This window comes from Moorella thermoacetica (genome assembly GCF_001267405.1).
Lineage (GTDB): Bacteria > Bacillota > DSM-521 > Neomoorellales > Neomoorellaceae > Neomoorella > Neomoorella thermoacetica.
Genome location: NZ_CP012369.1, coordinates 491064 through 512516, shown reverse-complemented (window position 1 = coordinate 512516; position 21453 = coordinate 491064). Strand labels below are relative to the sequence as shown.

Below are 21453 nucleotides of genomic sequence, written 5' to 3'. Positions count from 1 at the left end.
GCCCGTAAAGATATTGCCCTTCTGATCTCCTACCTCCTGGCCAGCCGGGCGGCCGGTGCCGGCGCGCGCCGGGCCCAGAAATTAGCCAGGAAGGAACCGCTCAAGTTGTGCCAGACACTGAAGATGGCGCTGGGCAAAGCCGCCACCGGGGTAAGGAACTTCATGGCCAGGGCCGCCCCCAGGCCAGAGTTCTGCATACCCACTTCGAAGGAAACGGCCCGGGCCTGGGCCTCGGTCATGCGGCAGAGGTATCTAGCGACAAAATAGGCCATGAGGAAACCCAATCCATTATGGAGGATTACGGCGAGGATCACAGCGCCGGCGACGTTGACGAGTTTGGCGGCGCTACCGGCCACCACAGCGGCGATAATTATCACGATGGCGATGACGGAAACTGAGGGCATTACCTGGTTAACCACCCTGGCCCGTTCATTGCCCAGCACCTGCCTGATGACCAGGCCGATAATAATCGGCAGCAGGACAATCTTGGCGATGTCAATAAGCAGGGCCAGGGGTTCTACGGGAATAAACTTCCCGCCCAGGAGCAAGTAAAGGTACGGAGTAATAAAAGGTGCTATCAGGGTCGTGATCGAAGATATGGTTACCGACAGGGCTACGTCTCCTTGAGCAATAAAGGTCATCACGTTGGAGGCCGTCCCGGAAGGGACGCACCCCACCAGTACCACCCCGGCGGCCAGCTCCGGTGGCAATCGTAATATGGTAGCAATGGCAAAGCCCAGCAAGGGCATAATGATAAACTGGAGGGCCACACCAACTACCACATTTAATGGCTGCTGCAGAACCCCGGCAAAATCCCCCATAGTCAGGGTCATGCCCATGCCCAGCATGACCACGCCCAGGAGATAAGAAATATATTTGCCAAGGAATTGAAAGGAGTTGGGGCTGAGCAGGGCCAGGGCGGCAAAAACTATCACCCATAATGTAAAGTACTTAGGAATGATCTCCAGCAAGGAACGGTTTTTCTTTGTTGCCATAACTTAAAGCCTCCTACCGCAATACCTGAGCCATAATTCCAGAACTGGGATTAACATTCGACAGGGTCCGGCAATAGGTTCCGGACAATAAATGTGACCCACTCCCCTGAGGTCAGGGTGTCCTCGACGGCAAACCCGTTAGCCAGCAACGCGTCCTCAACAACCCCGGCTTTACCCCTGGAGATGCCGGAGGCGATAAGGGTTCCCCCGGCTGGCAATACCCTGCCGGCATCCGGGATCATTTTAAGAATAACTTCCGCCAGAATATTGGCCACGACCAGGTCAAAGGGGCCTTCCAAACCGGCAAGCAGGTCGTTATTCCTGACGGTGACTTTGTCTGCGGCACCGTTACGGGCGATATTTTTCCGGGCTACCGCCACCGCCACCGGGTCCAGATCAAGGGCCAGCACCGCACCAGCACCCATTTTAGCGGCGGCCAGGGCTAGAATCCCTGTACCGCAGCCGACATCGACGACCCTGGCCCCGGGCTTGAGGACCCGCTCCAGGGCCTGGAGGCTGAGGATAGTTGTCGGGTGGGTACCCGTACCAAAGGCCATGCCGGGATCTATCTCGATAACTGTTTCCCCGGGGGAAGGAGTATATTCTTCCCAGGTAGGCTTGATGGTCAACCCCTTCGTTACCCGCACCGGGTGGTAGTATTTCTGCCATCCGTAGGCCCACTCCTCTTCCCTGGCCAAGCGGTACCTGACAGTCGCAGCTCCCGGGTCCAGGCCCACTGCTGCCAGGGCCTTTACCCTGGTCTGAATCTCCCCGGCCCTTTCTTCCTGCCAGGAAACCACGGGAAGGTAGGCCCTGACGCGTACCCCGGACGCGGGATAATTAGCCGGGTCAAGGGCATAGATCTCTCCGTAACGATCTTCCCATTTGCGGGTAAGGTCGGCACTATCCTCAATGACCACCCCTGTGGCCCCGTAATCCTCCAGGATCACGGCCACGGCTTCCACCGCTTCCGCGGTGGTCAGCACCTCCACTTCTACCCACTGCAAAGGCTCTATCTACCTCCACTAATTGATCAAAGGAGCAATTCCCCCGGAGGTGTAAAAAACCGGTCCCCGGACCGGTCAAGAAGCTATCCCCCCTTCCCACCGCCAGCCTGCGGGGTACGCGGGTGCTTATGACAGTGCGAAGTTATAAAAACTACTCCTTCCCTGTTTGTTGCATGCGCGCCAGGAGGCGGTGGTTTTCCTGGACCTTCTGGGTGATATCCCTGGCGGACTGGGACGTCCTGGCTGCCAGGTCCCGTACCGCCTGGGCGACGACAGAAAAGGTGCGGCCGTGCTCCCCGGCCCGGGCGGCCTCGATGGAGGCGTTAAGGGATAGAATCTTGGTCTGTTCGGCAATATCGCCGATAATCTTGGCCACGGCAGCAATCTCATCCTGGAAGTGGCCAAGCTGCTGAAGCTGGTCGATGATGTAGTTTTCGATGGCCAGCTGCATATCAAAAATAATCCGTTTGGTAAAGGCCTCCAGCAGGCGCAAACATAAATCTGGATCGTCGGCATGATAGTGCCAGATAACGCGGCGGATCTCGCTAAGATAAATCCGGTAGGCCCCCAGGTACCACTTGGGATAGAGGCCAATTTTCTGGTGTTTCTTTCCAATGCGCAGGCGGCCGGATATGTACTCCCCGTCTATGCGCGGCGCGGTCAGGCTGATGAAGTAAGCCTTCTGGGTCTGGGTCAGCCGTTCGAGGGTGCTATGTTGTTTAATCATGTTCTCCAGGTAGGGGTACTGTAAGAGGTGATCGTAGAAGGTCTTGACTACTGCATCAGCCTCTTTGATAAAGATCTCCTTTTCAGCCTCCATAAGGCCGAGTTCAGCCTCGCTGAGGGTCAGGAAACGTAACTGTTCGGCATAGGCATCATTAGCCACCATTTGGCGAACCTCCCCTTTTTCTCCTGGATGGAACAAATTTCGCCCTCGACCGGTATTTTCCTGCTCAATATTTTTTCTAGCCCGCAATTTTTTCTTATCCTGCGACCTTTTTTGCCCCCGGCCCGCTGGTACAGATTACCTTCAGGCTCTGATTACGCGATCGCCATGAACGTCCCCGCAAGTTTAACGGCGAAGCCAGAAAACCGCCACGATCAGGGCGGCCAGCAAGATGCGGTAGCCAGTAAACAGGAGATAGCTGCCGCGGCGGAGGTACTGGAGCAAAAACTTGATGGCCAGGAAACCGACAACAGCGGCTGTCAGGACACCGGCGATAAAGGCCAGATTGACTTCGTGCAGGGGTAACTCTTTTAACTTTAAAAGCGCCGCCCCGGCGATGATAGGAACAGACATGAGGAAGGAAAAACGGGCGGCTGTCTCCCGTTCCATGCCTGTGAGGAGCCCGGCCGTCATGGTAATGCCGGAACGAGAAACGCCGGGAATGATTGCCAGGGCCTGGGAGATACCGACTATGATACCGTCAAAGAGGTTGACGTCGTCCAGCTGTCTCCTCTTGCGGCCCACCCTGTCGGCCCACCAGAGGCCGAGGCCCATGAGGGTAAGGGTCAGGGCAATGAGGAGGGGCGAGCGGAAAATGGTCTCCGCCTGTTTTTCAAAAAGCACACCAAAGATGGCCCCGGGGATAGAAGCGACGATTAAATACCAGAACAGGCGGCCGTCCTGGCTCCGGGGTTGGCCCAGGCCGCTGAGGACCAGTTCGATTATATCCCGCCAGAAATAGGCTACCACGGCAATCAGGGTACCAAGGTGCAGGGCGACGTCAAAGGTCAACCCCGGGTCGGGCCAGCGGAAAAACCAGGGCGTTAAAATCAGGTGGGCGGAACTGGAGATGGGTAAAAACTCACCCACCCCCTGGACGAGGCCCAGGACTATGGCCTGCAAAACAGTCATTATCCATGCGCTCCTTTACTGGTAAGCACTACAGACCAAGTTTATCTTGGCCCTTGGCGGGTGTCAAGGTCCTATAGGCTCCGTCAGGTAATTAATTATTTAATTTACGGTGATCAGGTCCTTGAGATCGGCAAACTTTTTGGCACCGATACCGGAGACATTTTGCAGGTCTTCAATGGTGCGGAAGGGACCCTTCTGGGTCCGGTAGTCGAGAATGCGCTGGGCCAGGGTCGGGCCAATCCCCGGCAGGCTGTCCAACTCGGCCAGACCGGCGGTGTTGATATTTACCTTGCCCCCGGTCCTGGACGAAGAGCTGCCAGCTGGGTTCCCCGGGGCCGCTCCCGGGCCGGTGGCAGCGCCGGCCGGGGCATTTACCCTTGCTTCCTCTCCCTGGCGGGGTACGATTACCTGCTGGCCATCACTTAAAGGAGCGGCCAGGTTCAGGGCGTTGGGGTTCGCTTCCGGGAGCACGCCGGCCAGGTGGATGGCCTCATTGACCCTGGCACCGGCTGGGAGCTCGTAAACGCCCGGCATTTTTACTGCCCCGGCCACATGGACCTGAATGGTAGCCGGATTATTGGCGGCCGCCTGTCCCTGGCCAGCGCCATTACTGCTGTTCCCAGGAGCCCCGGCCTGCTCCCCTGGTATCACCCGGGGCAGGTCTGCTGCCGCCTGCCGTTCCCGCCAGCTACCATACTGGATGCCGGCTCCGAAGATGAGAGCCACCGCCAGGGCTGCTGCCAGCCAGCGTACGCGCCTGTCCCACTCCCACATGCTGCATCACCCCGGAAGAAATTTCTTCCTGGAATTAATTACGACTCAAAAGGCCATCTTCCTGCCAGCGACGACATAATTTTCGCCGGGATTGGATCCCGGCGAATGATGGAAGGCCGCCCCGGGGCGGCCCTTTAACGGAAGAAAATCAAGGTGTCCAGGATAAATAAAGGAATTAAAATCCCTATCGACCAGCCCATGTAGCCGAAAAAGCTGGGCATGCGAATATTATTCTCTTCCGCTATTGACCGCACCATAAAGTTGGGGGCATTACCGATATAAGTATTGGCACCCATAAACACGGCGCCGCAGGATATGGCCAGGAGCATCTTGGGAGCCACGACACCCAGGGTGGTAGGCACCCCGGTGGTTGCCCCCAGGCTGGTAGCGGTGGTCAGGAATACCAGGTACGTCGGGGCGTTATCCAGGAAGCTGGAAAGGGCTCCCGTGGCCCAGAAAAATTGGGCCGGGTGAGTTAAGCCCAGTTCCGCGCCGCGGGCGTGGAGGATGGCCAGGGCCGGAATCATGGTCATAAAGATACCGGCAAAAAGGATGGCTACTTCCTTGATGGGACCCCAGGTAAAGCGATTATCTTTACGAATATCCATAGAAGTAGTCTTCCATGACAGGAAAGCCGCCAGGAGAATGGCCAGGTCGCGGATTATGTTGGTGTAGGGCAGCACCACTGCTTCTTCGCCGTGGCGGAAGATAGTAATGCCGTAAAGGTTCCCGGTTTGCTGGTCGGCAAAGGCCGGGTTCTTGGCCAGGATACTACTTAAAATAACAGCGCCGACAATGATACCCAGGTAAATAAGATTCTGTAAACCCTCTACCCGCAAGGGGTCCTGCCCGCCCTTTGCCCGGGGCACCTTTTCTTTACGGTAAAAGTAACTATCCAGGAAGTAGTAAAGGGTGAGGAGGATTAGTACATTAAATCCCATGGGCAGGATTAACCTCATGGTCCAGAAGAAGGGCACCCCCCGTAAATAACCCAGGAACAGGGGCGGGTCGCCTACGGGGGTGAGGGCCCCGCCGATATTGGAAATGAGGAAGATAAAAAAGATGATTATGTGGGCCTTGTAACGCCGCCACTCGTTGGCCCGGATAACCGGCCGGATCATGAGCATGCTGGCTCCGGTGGTCCCAATCCAGCTTGAGAGGATCGTGCCCACCAGCAGGAGCAGGACGTTCACACCCGGATTACCCCGCAGGGTACCACGAAGAATGATTCCCCCTGCCACTACGAAGAGACCGAAGAGAAGGATGATAAAGGGCAGGTAATCCAGGAGATACACTTCCACTGCCTGGGTAAAGGCCGTACCGCTCCCGAAGGCAATTAAGAACGGTACAAAGAAAACCAGGGACCAGAACAAGCTTACCTTCCCCATGTTGTGCTCCCACCAGGAGGCGTTGACCAGCGGCCAGATGGCAATGGACAGGAGCATCCCTACAAAGGGTAATACGCTCCATAAAGGTAACATTTTACCCAGCTCGTTTCCTGTCGCCGCCCATGCCACCCCCCCGAGGGGCAAAAAAGAGCCGCAAAGAAGCAAGGTTAATACCGCAACTCTTTTAATGCTCATCTCCACCTGTCCCTTCTCTGAGAATACAATTTTCGGGCCAATTCCATAATAAAAAAACATCGCCCCCCTGGATAGTGAATCTTGTCCACCAGGGGGTTACCCTGACCTGGAGCGGGGCCCTGTTATCCCAGGTGGATGACTTTTTTGCCCTTAGGCTCCAACTCCCGGTCAGGGTCGCCGATGATCCCTGGCGGCTGTCGCGGGGGTACAGTCTCTGTCCTGCAGAAATTACCCCGATTTGGAAGGCCCCCAGGTTCAACAGGTTTAGATGTCCATCAACTGGCCCGGCGAGCTACCACATTGACAAGTTTATCAGGGACAACAATGACCTTTACCACCTGCTGTCCGGCCAGCAGGGCTGCCACCTTATCCCGGTTCAGGACGAGTTCCTCGATTTTCTCCCTGGCCAAACCTGCCGGCACCTGCATCCGGTCTTTTACCTTACCGTTAATCTGGATTACTAGAGTGATCTCCTCTTCCACCAGGGCCTCAGGGTCGTACTGGGGCCAGGATTCCCGGTGAACGCTTTCCTGTCCACCTAGGCCCTGCCAGAGTTCCTCAGTAATATGGGGGGCAAAGGGAGCCAGCAGGGTTACCAGCTTGCGCAAGACCTCTCCCATGAGAACCAGATTCTGCTCCTCTTCCGGAACAGTGTCCTGGTAACGATAACAGCCATTGACCAGTTCCATAATAGCGCTGATGGCCGTATTAAAGTTAAAGCGTTCCTCCACATCCTCAGTAACTTTCTTGATGGTGGCGTGGAGGAGGCGCCAGAGCTCCCGGTCAGCATGGCTCCTGATTTCCAGGCTGCCTCCCGCCCTGCGGACTGCGTCAGCGTAGGAACCTACCAGGCGCCAGACCCGGTTTAAGAAGCGGTAGCAACCCTCCACTCCCTGGTCGCTCCACTCCAGGTCCCGCTCCGGCGGGGCGGCAAAGAGGATAAAGAGGCGGGCCGTATCCGCCCCGTAACGATTGATTATCTCCTCAGGACTGACGATATTGCCTTTGGACTTGGACATCTTGCTGCCGTCCTTAAGGACCATTCCCTGGGTCAGGAGGTTCTGGAAGGGCTCCTCCACCCCTACCAGGCCGAAATCATGGAGGGCCTTGGTGAAGAAACGGGCGTACATCAAATGGAGGATGGCGTGCTCCACCCCGCCGATATACTGGTCCACGTTCATCCAGTAGTCGACTTTATCCCTCTCAAAGGCCCGATCCTGGCTGTGGGGACTGGTATAGCGCAGGAAGTACCAGGAAGAACAGACGAAGGTGTCCATGGTGTCCGTTTCCCGCCGGGCCGGGCCGCCACACCGGGGACAGGTGGTATTAACAAACTCCGGGCAATAGGTTAAGGGCGATTCCCCTGTGGGTCTGAATTCCACTCCTTCGGGCAGGATAACCGGCAGGTCTTCCTCCGGTACCGGCACAATACCGCACTGGTCGCAGTAGATCATGGGTATGGGGGCGCCCCAGTAACGCTGGCGGGAAATGAGCCAGTCCCGCAGGCGGTAGTTCACCCTGGCCCTGCCCCTGCCGATACTCTCCAGGTATTCAGTAACCTTCTGAATACCCTCCCGGTTGGGCAGGCCATTAAAGGGACCCGAATTCACCATAATGCCGTCTTCTACATAGGCCGCTGCAAGCTCTCCGGCCGGCAACTCCGAACTGGCGGGCCGGATAACGACCTTTACAGGCAGGTCGTATTTGCGAGCAAATTCAAAGTCCCGCTGGTCATGGGCCGGTACCCCCATGACGGCACCGGTACCATATTCCATGAGGACATAGTTAGCAATCCAGATGGGCACCCGTTCGTTATTTACCGGGTTAATGGCATAGGCACCTGTAAAAAGACCTTCCTTTTCCTTTTCCGTGGCGGTGCGATCCAGGGCGCTCAAATAGCGCGCCGCCTGGACGAATTCCTCCACCGGCCCCTCATAGGGCGTCCCGGCGGTTAACTTCTCCACCAGGGGGTGTTCGGGCGCCAGGACCAGGTAGGTAACGCCGTACAAGGTGTCGGGTCGCGTGGTGAAAACAGGAATCTCTTCGCCGCTACCCTCCACCCGGAAGACTACTTCCGCACCGGAACTCTTGCCAATCCAGTTCTCCTGCATGATCTTTACCTTATCCGGCCAGCCCGGGAGCTTTTTCAAATCCTCCAGCAGGCGATCGGCATAATCGGTAATGCGGAAGAACCACTGCTCCAGGTCTTTACGCATTACCGGGGTATGGCAGCGCTCGCAGGCCCCGTCTACCACCTGTTCGTTGGCGAGGACGGTAGCGCAGGAGGGGCACCAGTTGACAGCAGCCTTCTTGCGGTAGGCCAGGCCGTGTTTATACATTTGCAGAAAAAGCCACTGAGTCCAGCGGTAGTAGTTGGGGTGGCAGGTGGCCACCTCCCGGTCCCAGTCGTAGCTGATGCCCATGGCATGGAGCTGGCGGCGCATGTTGGCAATATTGCTCCAGGTCCACTCCGCCGGCGGGATGCCCCGGTGGATGGCGGCGTTTTCCGCCGGCAGGCCAAAGGCATCCCATCCCATGGGATGGAGGACGTTATAACCCCGCATCCGCTTGACCCTGGCCACTACATCACCGATGGAATAGTTCCGGACGTGCCCCATGTGCAAGTTGCCAGAAGGGTAGGGGAACATCTCCAGGCAGTAAAATTTGGGCTTATCGGGATCCTCCGTTACCCGGTACAGGTCGCTGGCCTCCCAGCGGCGTTGCCATTTGGGTTCGATCTCTTTGAAGTTATAGCGTGCTTCCATAAATGTCACTCCATACTACCAGACTCAAGGGCTCTCTATGGCTACTCTCCGGGCATCGCCCCAGAGGCGCTCCAGGTCGTAGAACCGGCGCTCTTCTTCGAGAAAGATATGGACTACTACGGCACCATAATCCAGCAATACCCATCGAGCCGCCTCCAGGCCTTCCCGGTGGAGGAGTTCCACCCCGGCTGCGTCCAGGATCTCTTCGACCCGGCCGGCTATGGCCTGAACCTGGACGGTGGAGGTACCGCTGGCGATGACGAAATAGTCGGCAATGAGGGTTATGCCCTGCAGGTCAAGGATAACCGGATCAATTCCTTTTTTCTCCAGCACCGCCTGGGCCGCCAGCTGGGCTACCCGGCCTGCATCCATAAATTTTAGCCTCCTACGTAAATAGGGTTCTACAATTTAGGCTATTAGTTGGTTTCCTGGGGGCTGGTTTGAACTATATTAACTCCATGCCAGATTTTCTTTCTTTTGCTGGCGATTGCTGGCCGTCATAAGCGGCCCGTCCGCATATGAATTAGGGTGGAAAGATTACTTTCAGGCGCTGGTTTCCTCCTGGCCGGACAGGAGGAGATAGTTTCGGGCCTCGATGGTGACCGGGTGGAGGGGTTGGCCTTTGCCCACGAGGTAAAGAATACTGGTTTCAAAGGCTTTCAGCAGGGCCGCATTTAAATCTGCGGCTGCCAGCCGGCGCAGTTCTTCCACCCCGGGAAAACGGCGTTCCGGTTCAATAACATCCGCCAGGTAAATAATCTTATCCAGGGCCGTCATGGCTACGGCTCCTACCGTATGCCGGGCGACGGCCTGGAGAACCGCCCGATCTTTTATGCCCAGGTCCTGTTTGATAAGTAAAGCGCCAACAGGGCCATGGAGCAAAATGGGGAGCCGTCTTTCCAGTTCGCAGGTTATCAGTCCGGCCCCTGCGGCCAGGGTCAGGAGCTCCCCAGGAGGTAAATCCCGGGCATAATCGTGTAACAGGCCCGCCAGGCGGGCCTGCTCCGGATCGACCTTATTTTTGCTTGCCAGCCGGGCAGCTGTACCGGCTACTCCCAGGCTATGCAGATAACGCTTTTCTGATAACCTGGCAGCTAAAATCTCCTGATAGTTAGCCATTGTTCCTATTCCACTTTCTTTCTTCCCTCCGCCCTGATGCTTAACAAAAACCCCCTATTATATTAATAGGAGGTTCAATACGCCCGGGCAGTATGGGCCTAGGAACGAGCCCGAGCTTCGTTGACGGTAAGGATACGCCCGCCCAGTTCGGCCCCGTTCATGGCGGCGATCATCTGATCTGCGTCGGCATCGTTTACTTCTACGAAGCCAAAGCCCCGCGACCGGCCAGTCTGGCGATCGGTGATAATACGTGCGCTCAACACTTCGCCGTGGGAAGCAAAGGCCCTCGCCAGTTCTTCCTCACTGGTAGCCCAGGGAAGGTTACCCACATACAGGGTACGCACCAATGCCTTTCACCTCTTCTTAGATGTTATTTAGTAGTATATAGTCCTAGCCCTTTTCGTATACACCATCTAACCGGGGCCGGTATAATCCCCGGGAGCGGATATACTCTTCTACTGCTTCCGGCAGCAGGTATTTTATAGGTTTGTTGTTTTTTACCCGCCAGCGAATGTCAGTAGAAGAAATGGCCAGAGCCGGGACTTCGATGAGATGAATACGGTGCCTACCCTCGACCGGTAACTGGGGCCTGGATTCCTCGAGCCGGTTCAACTGAAAACCAGGTCGCGTGGCAGCAATAAAATGACACTCACGCAGGAGCGTGTCGACATCCTTCCACGTCAAGATTTCCAGGATTGCGTCGGCACCGGTAATAAAGTAAAGCTGGACTTCAGGGCCGTACTCCCGCCGGAACTCAGCAACTGTGTCGACGGTGTAGGAAAAACCCTCCCGATCAATCTCGCTCCGGGATACCTCGAAATACGGATTACTGGCTGTAGCCAGCAGGGTCATCTGGTAACGGTATTCCGCGTCGGTGACCGGGTAGTCCTTTTTATGGGGAGGGCGCCCGGATGGGACAAAGATCACCTTTTGCAGGGCGAACTCCCAGCGAGCCGCTTCCGCAGTCACTAGGTGACCGTAATGGATGGGATCGAAGGTCCCGCCCATAATCCCTACCCGTCCGGGACGGGTAACTAAATTCATCATTTCCTCCAGATTCCCTATGAAGTTATTTTATCAATTACTGGCGGATCTGTCCACTACCAAAAATAATATACTTAAAAGTTGTTAGTTGTTCCGGCCCCATGGGACCACGGGCATGGAGTTTCTGGGTACTGATACCAATCTCGGCCCCGAAACCGAACTCGTAGCCATCGGTAAAACGCGTTGAGGCATTGACGTATACGGCCGCCGCATCCACCCGGGCCAGGAATTCCCGGGCCGTCTGGTAGTTGGTCGTAACAATGGCTTCCGAGTGTTTGGTGCCGTAACGATGGATATGCTCCAGGGCGCTCTCAAGGGAGTCGACAACCCTTATGGCCAGGATGAGATCCAGGTACTCAGTGGCCCAGTCGGTTTCGGTGGCAACTTCCGCCCAGGGTATGATGGCCCGGGTACGTTCACAGCCCCGGATGGTGACTCCCTTTTCCTTTAAAGCCGCGGCCAGGGAGGGGAGAAAGGAGTCCGCCACCTTTTCATGGACCAGCAGAGTTTCCATGGCGTTACAAACACCCGGACGCTGGGTCTTGGCGTTAATGACAATCCTCTGGGCCATATCCAGGTCGGCTTCGGCGTCGACATAGACGTGGCAGTTCCCCACACCGGTTTCAATGACGGGCACGGTGGCGTTTTCTACCACGGTCCGGATCAGGCCGGCCCCGCCCCTGGGAATCAAAACATCCAGGTAATCATTGGCCCGCAATAAAAGATTTACAGCTTCCCGGTCGGTGGTCTCGATTAATTGGATGGCCCCCTCCGGCGCTCCGGCAGCCGTTGCCGCCCGGCTGATGACACGGGTTAGGGCCTGGTTGGAATAAAAGGCCTCGGACCCGCCCCGCAGGATGACGGCATTGCCGGTTTTTAGACAGAGCCCGGCGGCATCGACGGTGACATTGGGCCGAGCCTCGTAAATAATACCGATAACCCCCAGGGGCACCCGTACCCGGCCAATCTGCAGGCCGTTGGGCCGGGTCCACATGGAGGTCACCTCGCCCACGGGGTCCGGCAGAGCAGCCAGTTCCCGCAGGCCGGCAGCCATATCCCTGATGCGCTTCTCATTGAGGAGAAGGCGGTCCAGGAGGGCCCGGGAAAGGCCCTTTTCTTTTCCGGCGACCATGTCCCTGGCGTTGGCGGCCAGGATGGCTTCCTGTTCTTCCTCCAGGGCCCGGGCCATAGCCAGTAAGGCCTCGTTTTTCTTGCTGGTTCCCAGGCCGGCCAGGATCCGGGCGGCTTCTCTGGCTCTCTGGCCTTTGGTCTGCACCTCCAGGGCTACATTCACCAAAACCGCTCCTTTCCCCTACCCCAGGACAATTAGATTGTCCCGGTGAACAATCTCGTCGTAATCCTTATAGCCTAAGATTTCGCCAATCTCGCCCGTTTTCCTGCCTTTAATCCGAGAAATAGCCGCTGCCGGATAGTTGGCCATACCCCGGGCGATCTCTTTACCAGCGGGATCAACGATACTTACTATAGCCCCCTGGTCGAAATCACCATCCACCGCAATAACGCCACCGGGGAGGAGGCTCTTGCCATTTTTACATATTGCCCGGGCTGCCCCGGCGTCAACCTGGATTTGCCCCTGGACGGCCGGAGCATAGGCGAGCCAGCGTTTCCTGGTGTGGGCCCGATGTTCCCGGGGCAGGAAAATAGTGCCTATTTCCTCACCCTTCAGGACGGCTTCGATTTGCCCGGCCTGGAGACCGCTGGCGATGACCACCGGGATGCCGAAGCTGGTGGCCAGGCGGGCGGCCTGGATCTTAGTGGCCATGCCCCCCGTTGACCAGGTGGAACCCGCCCCCCCGGCCAGGGCTTCTATCTCCGGCGTAATCTCCGTCACGCAGGGGAGCAGGACAGCATCGTCACTGGTAACCGGGTTGGCGGTAAAGAGGCCTCCGGTATCAGTCAGTAAAAACAGGATATCCGCGTCTACCAGCCCGGCCACCAGGGCGGAGAGGGTGTCATTATCCCCGACGCGGATTTCCTCAACCGCTACGGTGTCGTTCTCGTTGACAATGGGTACAACTCCCAGGCGCAGGAGGGCCGCCAGGGTATGGCGGGAATTTAGGTAGTGGCTGCGGTCGGCCAGGTCGGCCCGGGTCAAAAGCACCTGGGCTACCAGCAGGCCGTAATCGCTGAAGAACTTTTCGTACATATGCATGAGCAGCCCCTGGCCCACGGCGGCAGCGGCCTGTTTTTCCGGCAGGGTCCGGGGCTTTTCTTTCAAACCCAGGCGGCCCATACCGGCTCCCACGGCTCCGGAGGTTACCAGGACCACCTGGCGGCCGGCGTTGACCTGATCCACCAGCTCCCGCACCAGACGCTCCATCCGTCCCAGGTTTAGTTTGCCCGTTTTATGGGTCAGGGTACTGGTCCCCACCTTTATTACCAGCCGCCGCGCCTGGCTCAAAGCCAGCCGGCACTCCCTTTCCGTCAAGCACCCTCGCCCCTTTTAAAGATGGTTTAGCTGCTCTCATGGCAACTCTCTCGGGTGGGGCTGGTTCCCTTCTGGTACTGGTCGCGTATGGGGCGGAGCTTATACTCTCCGATTGCGACGTTAGCGGGAACCTGCTTTACCCCTTCCTAATGCCCGCATTTCTACGTCTTGCTGGCGTAACGATATTCCTATGAAGGGCCCTCTTTAGGGCTCTTCCACATACTCAAACTCAAACTTGCCAATGCGGATGATGGCACCGGTGGCGGCGCCGGCTCGCCGCAGGGCGTCGTCAACGCCCTTTTGCTTCAGGTAAACCTGCAACCGGCGCACGGCTTCTTCATTGTCAAGGTAAGTCATGGCCACCCGGCGCTCGACGTCCGGGTTTTTAACGATGAAAACCTGCCCTTCCCGTTCGATAGTTAGCTCCTCCGGAGCCAAAGCGGTCACCTTTTCTTCTTCTGGAGCCGTTACCGGAGCCGGTGGCGGGAGGGTGGCCAGCAGGCCGGACACATGATAGAGGAGTTCCTGGACGCCTTCGCCGGTGGCGGCCGAAATTGGAAAAATACGGTAAGAATCGCCCAGACGTTCTCTAAGAAACGCCACCTTTTCCTCCCCCCCTGGGATATCCATTTTATTGGCTGCCACCACCTGGGGTCGCCGGGCCAGCTCCGGATTGTAATGGGCGAGTTCGTCGTTAACCGTCCGCCAGCCGGCCAGAACGTCTTCTCCTGGTTGGGAAGTATCCAGGACATGAACCAGAACCCTGGTCCGCTCGATATGGCGCAGGAACTTCAGCCCGAGACCGGCCCCCTGGTGGGCGCCGGCTATCAGGCCGGGGATATCGGCAACGACGAAGGAATCCCCGTCTTCCAGCCGCACTACACCAAGATTGGGCGTCAGGGTGGTAAAGGGATAATCGGCAATCTTCGGCCGGGCAGCCGAGATACGGGCCAGGAGGGTTGATTTGCCGGCGTTGGGCAGGCCAATTAAGCCGACATCGGCCAGGAGTTTTAATTCCAGGACGAGCCAGCGCTCTTCCCCCGGTTCACCCTTTTCGGCAAAGGTCGGGGCGCGATCAGTAGAGGTAACAAAACGGGCGTTTCCACGGCCGCCCCTGCCTCCGGCGGCGACTACGACCCGCTGGCCATCTTCTACCAGGTCCGCCAGGACCTGGCCGCTGGTGGCATCCCGGACGACTACCCCGACCGGAACCCGCAGAATGAGATCCGGAGCACTGCGACCGTGTTTGTTCTTCCCCTGGCCATGCTGGCCCCGTTCAGCCCGGTAGTGGGCGCGGTAACGAAAATCGACCAGGGTGCGCAACCCGGCATCAGCCTCCAGGATGACGCTGCCGCCACGACCGCCGTCACCCCCGTTCGGCCCGCCGCGGGGCACGTACTTTTCACGGCGAAAGGCGACGATGCCATTGCCGCCGTCTCCGCCTTTTACGTAAATCTTGGCTTCGTCATAAAACAAGGGGAAGACTCCTCCGAAAATAGACTTCTGGCAAAAATGGTGATTACTGGTTGAGGTGCATTCCAGCTTCTTCTTACTTACGCCTCGAACCAAGTCGCCCTTTCGCCTGTACCATCCAGTCCCTTGCCAGCTGCACTTTCATGGTTCGCTGCCAGGGCATTAGCCCCTGTGGGGGCTCCTCCGAAAACAACTCTCGTCCCTAAGTATGGATTTCCAGTGACAGGGTTTAAGCCGCGATGAAAGCTAACGTTTAACGAGATTTAAAGATAAGGCTCAGCTTACCGGTTTCCGGCTGCCACGTAAATGGCAGTTCCTGCCTCCGGGTAAGGTCAGCCAGGGTGTCTGCCGCTCCGGCAGGTAACGTTGCTGGTACCGGGGTGTAAAAAAGAAGCCGATAACCCTCAGCCTCACTGGTAAGTTCGACCCGGAGGGTGTTACCATCCCCCGCCAGGGCCAAAGCCAGGTCCCAGGCTGCCTCCCAGAGGGCCCTGGCCGTTCCCGGTTCCAGGGCCAGTTTTTCCATGCGGGTACTAATCTTCATTTCCAGGGAGATACCCCTGGCTACGGCTCCTTCTATCCTGGCCAGGGCTGTCAGGGCCAGAGCCGGCTCTTGGAGGTGCATAATCCGGCCGATCTGCTCCAGCTGGTCGATTACCTGCCGCAGGTATGCCAGGGCCCGGTCGTTCTTTTTCAACTGGAGATAGCCAGAAATAACCTGGAGGTGGTTTAGAAAATCATGCCTTTGCCAGCGCAGTAAAGAAATAATCTCCCTGGCCTGCCAGGCCATAACTAAAACCTCCCTCAATACGGATACGAGCCGATACTAGAAACCCCTGGAACAATCCAGGGGTTGTAAGGGACGGCTGGCGACCGGATGGGTACCTGAACCGGATTTTAAGCGTAAACGCTGACCTGTTTCTTCTCGCGACCCTTGCGCTCAAAATGAACTTTACCGTCAATGAGGGCATAGAGGGTGTCATCTTTACCTATACCTACATTCCGGCCTGGGTGAATCCGCGTTCCGCGCTGCCGGACGATGATGTTACCAGCCTTGACCAGCTGGCCGTCTTGTTTTTTTACTCCCAGGCGCTTGGCCTCGCTGTCGCGGCCGTTACGGGAGCTGCCGACACCTTTTTTATGGGCAAATAGTTGTAAATCCATGAACACTGGCCTTGCCTCCTCCGAGCAAACAGAATTAAAAGCCGTGCAGCCTAAGAATTAGTCTTGGCACAATCTTAAGCCGCTCCGCCGATCGGACCTGAACTTTGCCAGCCAGAAATTTTCGTACCTTGGCTGGTGACGGTAAGTCACAACCTGTGGCTTTTAAGTTTCGCTGGTCAATGTTTTATACTCCACCTGCACGTATGGCCTGTAGTCGGTGGCGATAGTGTTTAAGCCGACTTCCAAGGTTCTCAGGATCACCCGGGCTGTCCGGGCTCCCGCAGGACTTAAGTCCGCCGGTAGACGGCACTGGAGGTCACCATCTCTAATGGTAACCTGTGGTTTACCTTCCAATTGATCCTCAAGGCCCAAAACGGCCGTCTGGGCCAGGGCCGACACGGCGGCGCAGACTATGTCTCCGCCTTTAGGACCATAACCGGCATGGCCGGTAACCCTGAAGCCCCCCAGCTCGCCGTCCCTACCCCGCCAGAAGGTAACCCGGATCATTGAATCTCGATTTTTTCGATCTGGAGTTGGGTGTAGGGCTGGCGGTGTCCCTGTTTCCGTCGATAATTCTTCTTGGGTTTATACTTGAAGACGATAATTTTGGGGGCTTTATCCTGGGCCTGAACACTGGCCGTAACCTTAGCACCCTCAACGTAAGGGTTACCTACCTTCAGGTCGGCACCCTCACCTACAGCCAGGACCTTGTCCAGGACCACCTTTTCCCCTACTTCCGCCGGCAGCTTTTCGACCCGCAGGGTGTCCCCTTCGCTAACACGGTATTGCTTGCCGCCGGTCATAATAATGGCATACACAGGCAATTCCTCCCAGGCTAAGACTCGCCGCCGCCAGGTACCATGTGGTTTGTCTACCTGCGGCGTGCGGTTTAAAACTTTGGGTACTGCGCTTTCTGCAGTTTAACACATCCTCCCATTAACTGTCAAGCATTGGCCAGTAGCCGCGCCCGGGCATAGGTCCGGAAAACCCGGGTTATCTCTACCGGTACTTCCCGTCCCAGGTAGGCGGCACCGCCGGGGATATCCAGGACGAAACCGGCTACCCTGGCGATACCGTCGCCGCCGTTGCCCGTATGAACACCTTCAATGGTTACCTGGAGGACCTGGCCTACCTTTACGGGCGTAGAGAGATTGGCGATTTCTTCCCGGTCAAAGAGCTCCCGCAGCCGTACTTCCTCCAGGTGAAAATTTTCGTTCCCCTTGATGATTAATTTCTTACCGGCCCGCCGCTCCAGCGTCCGCAGGTTGGCGCCACCGACGCCGATGAGGGGCGCCGCCACGGCTGGATTGGCTTCTGCCAGGATGGCCCGGGCCTTGCTGACAGCCGCCAGTTGCAGGATCTCCTTACGAGCCTTGAGGGTTACCGTTTCCGCTGAAAGGACCTTGCCGGTGCCATGGCAATAAGGACAATCCTGCTGCAACACGCTCTCCAGCCGCTGCTGGGCCTTTTTCCTGGTCATTTCCAGGAGCCCCAGGCGGGTGAAGCCCAGGATCTGGGTCTTTGTTTTATCCTTGGTCAACTCACCTTCCAGAACTTTGATGACCTGCTCCCGGTGGAGGGGGTTATCCATATCGATGAAGTCGACCACAATGATGCCGCCGATATTCCGCAACCGCAGCTGGCGGGCCACCTCGACGGCTGCCTCCAGGTTGGTGGTCAGCACCGTCTCGGCCAGGTTGTGGCGGCCGACATACTTGCCGGTATTGACATCAATGGCCGTCAGGGCTTCCATTTGGTCGATGATCAGGTAGCCGCCGCACCTGAGCCAGACTTTACGTTTCAGGGCCTGCTCGATCTGGTTTTGTACCCCGTAGACGGCAAAGAGGTCGGCGTTCTCCCTTAAAATCACCCGCTGCCGCAGGTTGGGAGCCCGGCCGGCCAGGACTTCGAGAACCTTGGCATAGGTGGCCGGGGAATTCACCACCAGGCGATTGACGTCATCAGCATACAGGTCCCGCAGGATGCGCAGGGAAAGCTCAACGTCGTGATGGACCAGGCGGGGGGCCTTGCTCCGCCGGGCCGCCTGGCGGATGCGTTTCCAGGTCCGGGTAAGGTTCTGGCAGTCCGCCTGGAGTTCTTCCAGGCCCGCCCCGGCAGCTACGGTACGGACAATCAGGCCCATGCGCCGGGGTTTTACCGCCCGGGCCAGGTTTTTTAACCTCTCCCGCTCTTCCTCATGGCTAATCCGGCGGGATACGCCTATATAATTAACCGTGGGCATGAGGACCAGGTAGCGCCCCGGCAGGGTTATCTGGGTGGTAACCCGGGCCCCTTTGGTACCCTGGGGTTCTTTGGCCACCTGGACCAGGATCTCCTGCCCCTCCCGGACGACGTCGCTGATGCGGCGCCGGGAACGGGAAACAATCTCACCTTCCAGGGCCTCAATACCGCTGGTATCATCAACAAAGAGAAAAGCGTTCTTCTCCAGGCCGATATCCACGAAGGCGGCCTGCATACCTGGCAGGACGTTGGCCACCCTGCCCTTATAAATATTGCCAACGAGGCGCTGGTTACTATCCCTTTCCAGGTAGATTTCCATTAACCGGCCGTCTTCCAGGAGGGCCACGGCCGTTTCCTCGGCATCATCCTGAATTAGAATCTCTTTTAGCACCCATCTCTACCTTCCTACATTTAACCCCTTGATTAGCCGCTAATGTCCTCGGGGGCCAGAAGGTCGTCACCACGGCGGGCAAAAAGGCCGGTGCGCACCATCCGGGCCGGGGTCTCCAGGGCAAGGGCTTTGAGGACTTCTTCCGGCCGGACACTCCCTGCCTGGCTGCACTGGAGGAGCATAACCAAGTCCGGGGAGGGGTCCAGGACCAGCTTCAAGATTCCCGGGCGAATATCTTTGACCCTGGGGCGGCCGTCTCTGCCCGTACGCCTCACCAGGACTTCCTGCCGGGCCAGTAAAGATTCCACCCGTTGCTGGAGTAAACCGGGATCGACTTCCTTCAGCCAGGTGACCCGATAAGCGGCCACGTCGATGACTGCCGTCAGGGCCGGGGCCTGGTCCGGAATGGTCCGGACCAGAAGGATTTCCAGGCCAGGGGGCAGTTGCGCCTGGAGTTCGACCTGGACCCGGTCTGGCTCCCGGTCCGCCGCTAATTCCACATCCAGGTATTCTGCCAGGCTCTCTAGCCCCAAAGCCAGGGCCGGTCCGAAGGCCAGGCGGGGATGGGGATTGAACCCTTGACTCATGGCTACGGGTAACCCGGCCCGGCGCATAGCCCGTTGCCAGAGGCGCAGCATTTCCAGGTGCCCCAGGAAGGCCATCTGGCCGGTTTTACTATACTTTATCCGCAGGCGCACGATCCTCCGGGCCTCCCTTCAGGCGCAGGTCAACCCCCAGGCCCGGGCAAACGCCACAGCCGGTACAACGGCCCGAGCGGCAATCAGCCGTCAACTGGCCGGCCCGCGCCCGCCGGCGTTCCCGGAGCAAAAAGGTTTTACTGACGCCGAAATCCAGGTGATCCCAGGGGAAGACCTCCTCCTCCCGGCGTTCCCGGTTGGCGTAAAAGGCAGGATCAAGGCCTGTTTCCTGGAAAGCCCTTTCCCAGCAGGCATAGCTGAAGTATTCCGACCAGCCCTCCAGCCTGGCCCCGCGACGCCAGGCGGCCATAATGGCCGCGGCCAGGCGCCGGTCCCCCCGGGCGAGAACGGCCTCGATATAACTTATTTCGGCGTCGTGCCAGTTAAAACGCAGACCCGGCCCCTTAATATGGTTTCGCAGGAGCTGCTGCTTTTCCTTGAGTACCGCTACCTGGTCCTGAGGTTCCCATTGAAAGGCCGTCCAGGCCTTGGGTACGAAGGAGGAAACGCTGACTGTTACCGTCGGTTTCTTTCCCGGAGCGAGCTCACGGCCCTGGTAGAGAATCCGCCGGGCCAGGCCGGCAATGCCCTGGAGGTCCTCCTCCCCCTCGGTCGGCAGTCCCAGCATAAAGTAGAGTTTGATGGCCTGCCAGCCGGCCCGGAAGGCCTCGGCCGTGGCCGTCAGGATATCGTCCTCGGTAACCCCCTTGTTAATCACATCCCGCAGGCGCTGGCTGCCGGCCTCAGGGGCAAAGGTAAGGGAGCTTTTACGCACCTGCTGGACGGCGTCCGCCAGGCGGACACTAAAGGCATCCACCCGCAGGGAAGGCAGGGAGACGCTGACCCCCAGGTCCCCATAGGCTGCGACCAGGGCGCGGGCCAGTTCCTCCACCCGGGAGTAATCTGCGGTACTCAGGGAAGTGAGGGATATTTCTTCATGGCCGGTATGACGCACCAGCTCTTCGGCCTGGCGCAGGAGGACGGCCAGGTCCCTTTCCCGCACCGGGCGGTAGATGGCCCCGGCCTGGCAGAAGCGGCAGCCGTGGGTGCAGCCCCGCATGACCTCCAGCATAATGCGGTCGTGAACGACCTCCAGGAAGGGGACAATTGGCCGGGTAGGAAAGTAAGCCTCGTCCAGGTCCGGGAGGACCCTTTTCGACACCCGTTCCGGTATGCCGGGCCGGTTGGGTACAACGGCGGCCACGGTACCGTCGCTATTATAGGTCACATCATAAAAGGAGGGTACGTAAAAACCCGGCAGAGACGCGATCCGGTCCAGGACCTCACGGCGATGGTCCCACAGTCCCTCCTTTTTTAACTGGCCCACCAGGTTCAGGAACTCCGGCAGGGCCTCCTCGCCGTCCCCCAGGAGGAAACAATCAAAAAAGGGGGCAACCGGCTCTGGATTGGCCACCCCCGGCCCCCCGCCAATTATTAAAGGATAGCCGGCCCCGCGTTCTGTTGCCAGCACGGGGATCCCGGCCAGGTCGAGGATATTTAGAATTGTAGTATAACTCATTTCATACTGTAGAGTGAAGCCGATAACATCAAAATCAGCCAGGGGCCTATGGGATTCCAGGCTGAAAAGGGGGATGTGGTTCTCCCGCAACAGGGCTTCCATATCCGGTCCGGGGGCAAAGGCCCGCTCCATAAGCATTCCCGGTTGTTCATTGACCGCACCGTAAAGGATGGCCAACCCCAGGTGGGACATGCCCACTTCGTAAAGGTCCGGGTAGATAAAAACCATGCGGGCAGGGTTCTCCTCCCAGTCCTTATGAACGGCGTTCCATTCCGTACCCAGGTAGCGGGCTGGTTTGGTGACCTGGCTTAACAACTTCATAATAACAGTATCTGGCAATTACCTCGCCTCACGCTCATCCGAAAATAGATTT

Annotated in this window: 21 protein-coding genes and 1 other annotated feature; all 21 genes read right to left on the bottom strand. The window is 57.8% G+C overall.

The window, feature by feature from the left end:
• Positions 1-29 precede the first annotated feature (29 nt).
• Complete coding sequence (locus tag MOTHE_RS02550; protein ID WP_011392111.1) at positions 30-995, bottom strand: bile acid:sodium symporter family protein; 966 nt, start codon at positions 993-995, stop codon at positions 30-32.
• A 50-nt stretch (positions 996-1045) separates the two neighbouring features.
• The gene (prmA, locus tag MOTHE_RS02545; protein ID WP_011392110.1) at positions 1046-2002 is read right to left on the bottom strand and encodes a 50S ribosomal protein L11 methyltransferase; all 957 of its coding nucleotides are present in this window, start codon (positions 2000-2002) and stop codon (positions 1046-1048) included.
• A gap of 151 nt (positions 2003-2153) precedes the next feature.
• A complete protein-coding gene (locus tag MOTHE_RS14070) occupies positions 2154-2891 on the bottom strand; it encodes a globin-coupled sensor protein (protein ID WP_011392109.1) in 738 nt (245 codons plus the stop codon).
• 183 nt (positions 2892-3074) lie between these two features.
• Positions 3075-3860 (bottom strand): undecaprenyl-diphosphatase UppP, encoded by a 786-nt coding sequence (gene uppP / locus MOTHE_RS02535; protein ID WP_011392108.1) that lies wholly within the window; start codon positions 3858-3860, stop codon positions 3075-3077.
• A 99-nt stretch (positions 3861-3959) separates the two neighbouring features.
• Positions 3960-4634: a ComEA family DNA-binding protein gene (locus tag MOTHE_RS02530; protein WP_011392107.1), complete on the bottom strand. Its 675-nt coding sequence runs from the start codon at positions 4632-4634 to the stop codon at positions 3960-3962.
• A gap of 134 nt (positions 4635-4768) precedes the next feature.
• The gene (locus MOTHE_RS02525) at positions 4769-6217 is read right to left on the bottom strand and encodes a sodium:proton antiporter (RefSeq protein ID WP_053095208.1); all 1449 of its coding nucleotides are present in this window, start codon (positions 6215-6217) and stop codon (positions 4769-4771) included.
• Positions 6218-6492: 275 nt separating this feature from the next.
• Complete coding sequence (leuS, locus tag MOTHE_RS02520) at positions 6493-8982, bottom strand: leucine--tRNA ligase (protein WP_011392105.1); 2490 nt, start codon at positions 8980-8982, stop codon at positions 6493-6495.
• A 24-nt stretch (positions 8983-9006) separates the two neighbouring features.
• Positions 9007-9354, bottom strand: a complete 348-nt coding sequence (gene rsfS / locus MOTHE_RS02515; RefSeq protein WP_011392104.1) for a ribosome silencing factor — start codon at positions 9352-9354, stop codon at positions 9007-9009.
• Positions 9355-9525: 171 nt separating this feature from the next.
• Entirely contained in the window at positions 9526-10101 is a 576-nt protein-coding gene (gene yqeK / locus MOTHE_RS02510; RefSeq protein WP_011392103.1) for a bis(5'-nucleosyl)-tetraphosphatase (symmetrical) YqeK, read from the bottom strand.
• Between the two features lie 98 nt (positions 10102-10199).
• Positions 10200-10445 carry an RNA recognition motif domain-containing protein gene (locus tag MOTHE_RS02505; protein WP_011392102.1) on the bottom strand — a complete coding sequence of 82 codons (246 nt, stop codon included), beginning with the start codon at positions 10443-10445 and terminating at the stop codon, positions 10200-10202.
• Positions 10446-10491: 46 nt separating this feature from the next.
• Positions 10492-11145 (bottom strand): nicotinate-nucleotide adenylyltransferase, encoded by a 654-nt coding sequence (nadD, locus tag MOTHE_RS02500; RefSeq protein WP_011392101.1) that lies wholly within the window; start codon positions 11143-11145, stop codon positions 10492-10494.
• A gap of 37 nt (positions 11146-11182) precedes the next feature.
• The gene (locus MOTHE_RS02495; RefSeq protein ID WP_011392100.1) at positions 11183-12439 is read right to left on the bottom strand and encodes a glutamate-5-semialdehyde dehydrogenase; all 1257 of its coding nucleotides are present in this window, start codon (positions 12437-12439) and stop codon (positions 11183-11185) included.
• An 18-nt stretch (positions 12440-12457) separates the two neighbouring features.
• Positions 12458-13594: a glutamate 5-kinase gene (proB, locus tag MOTHE_RS02490; RefSeq protein ID WP_053094623.1), complete on the bottom strand. Its 1137-nt coding sequence runs from the start codon at positions 13592-13594 to the stop codon at positions 12458-12460.
• Between the two features lie 204 nt (positions 13595-13798).
• A complete protein-coding gene (obgE, locus tag MOTHE_RS02485; protein WP_011392098.1) occupies positions 13799-15070 on the bottom strand; it encodes a GTPase ObgE in 1272 nt (423 codons plus the stop codon).
• A gap of 250 nt (positions 15071-15320) precedes the next feature.
• On the bottom strand, positions 15321-15857 hold the full coding sequence (locus tag MOTHE_RS02480) for a Spo0B domain-containing protein (RefSeq protein WP_011392097.1): 537 nt from the start codon (positions 15855-15857) through the stop codon (positions 15321-15323).
• Between the two features lie 107 nt (positions 15858-15964).
• Positions 15965-16231, bottom strand: a complete 267-nt coding sequence (gene rpmA / locus MOTHE_RS02475; RefSeq protein WP_053095207.1) for a 50S ribosomal protein L27 — start codon at positions 16229-16231, stop codon at positions 15965-15967.
• A 162-nt stretch (positions 16232-16393) separates the two neighbouring features.
• Positions 16394-16738: a ribosomal-processing cysteine protease Prp gene (locus MOTHE_RS02470; RefSeq protein ID WP_011392095.1), complete on the bottom strand. Its 345-nt coding sequence runs from the start codon at positions 16736-16738 to the stop codon at positions 16394-16396.
• Positions 16735-17049 carry a 50S ribosomal protein L21 gene (gene rplU, locus MOTHE_RS02465; RefSeq protein WP_011392094.1) on the bottom strand — a complete coding sequence of 105 codons (315 nt, stop codon included), beginning with the start codon at positions 17047-17049 and terminating at the stop codon, positions 16735-16737. Before rplU ends, MOTHE_RS02470 begins: the two co-directional genes overlap by 4 nt.
• A gap of 10 nt (positions 17050-17059) precedes the next feature.
• Positions 17060-17131 (bottom strand) — a sequence feature (ribosomal protein L21 leader region).
• A 43-nt stretch (positions 17132-17174) separates the two neighbouring features.
• Entirely contained in the window at positions 17175-18863 is a 1689-nt protein-coding gene (locus tag MOTHE_RS02460) for an Rne/Rng family ribonuclease (RefSeq protein ID WP_011392093.1), read from the bottom strand.
• A 32-nt stretch (positions 18864-18895) separates the two neighbouring features.
• Positions 18896-19561 carry a TIGR03936 family radical SAM-associated protein gene (locus MOTHE_RS02455; protein ID WP_011392092.1) on the bottom strand — a complete coding sequence of 222 codons (666 nt, stop codon included), beginning with the start codon at positions 19559-19561 and terminating at the stop codon, positions 18896-18898.
• Positions 19539-21401 carry a TIGR03960 family B12-binding radical SAM protein gene (locus MOTHE_RS02450; RefSeq protein WP_053095206.1) on the bottom strand — a complete coding sequence of 621 codons (1863 nt, stop codon included), beginning with the start codon at positions 21399-21401 and terminating at the stop codon, positions 19539-19541. The genes MOTHE_RS02455 and MOTHE_RS02450 overlap by 23 nt, the downstream gene beginning before the upstream one ends.
• Positions 21402-21453 lie beyond the last annotated feature (52 nt).

Coding starts and splice junctions, on each gene's coding strand:
- MOTHE_RS14070 (WP_011392109.1), bottom strand. CDS start 2,891: ATGGTGGCTAATGATGCCTATGCCGAACAGTTACGTTTCCTGACCCTC.
- uppP (WP_011392108.1), bottom strand. CDS start 3,860: ATGACTGTTTTGCAGGCCATAGTCCTGGGCCTCGTCCAGGGGGTGGGT.
- nadD (WP_011392101.1), bottom strand. CDS start 11,145: ATGAATTTAGTTACCCGTCCCGGACGGGTAGGGATTATGGGCGGGACC.
- MOTHE_RS02530 (WP_011392107.1), bottom strand. CDS start 4,634: ATGTGGGAGTGGGACAGGCGCGTACGCTGGCTGGCAGCAGCCCTGGCG.
- yqeK (WP_011392103.1), bottom strand. CDS start 10,101: ATGGCTAACTATCAGGAGATTTTAGCTGCCAGGTTATCAGAAAAGCGT.
- MOTHE_RS02550 (WP_011392111.1), bottom strand. CDS start 995: ATGGCAACAAAGAAAAACCGTTCCTTGCTGGAGATCATTCCTAAGTAC.
- MOTHE_RS02450 (WP_053095206.1), bottom strand. CDS start 21,401: ATGAAGTTGTTAAGCCAGGTCACCAAACCAGCCCGCTACCTGGGTACG.
- rpmA (WP_053095207.1), bottom strand. CDS start 16,231: ATGGATTTACAACTATTTGCCCATAAAAAAGGTGTCGGCAGCTCCCGT.
- MOTHE_RS02525 (WP_053095208.1), bottom strand. CDS start 6,217: ATGAGCATTAAAAGAGTTGCGGTATTAACCTTGCTTCTTTGCGGCTCT.
- MOTHE_RS02480 (WP_011392097.1), bottom strand. CDS start 15,857: ATGGCCTGGCAGGCCAGGGAGATTATTTCTTTACTGCGCTGGCAAAGG.
- rsfS (WP_011392104.1), bottom strand. CDS start 9,354: ATGGATGCAGGCCGGGTAGCCCAGCTGGCGGCCCAGGCGGTGCTGGAG.
- leuS (WP_011392105.1), bottom strand. CDS start 8,982: ATGGAAGCACGCTATAACTTCAAAGAGATCGAACCCAAATGGCAACGC.
- MOTHE_RS02470 (WP_011392095.1), bottom strand. CDS start 16,738: ATGATCCGGGTTACCTTCTGGCGGGGTAGGGACGGCGAGCTGGGGGGC.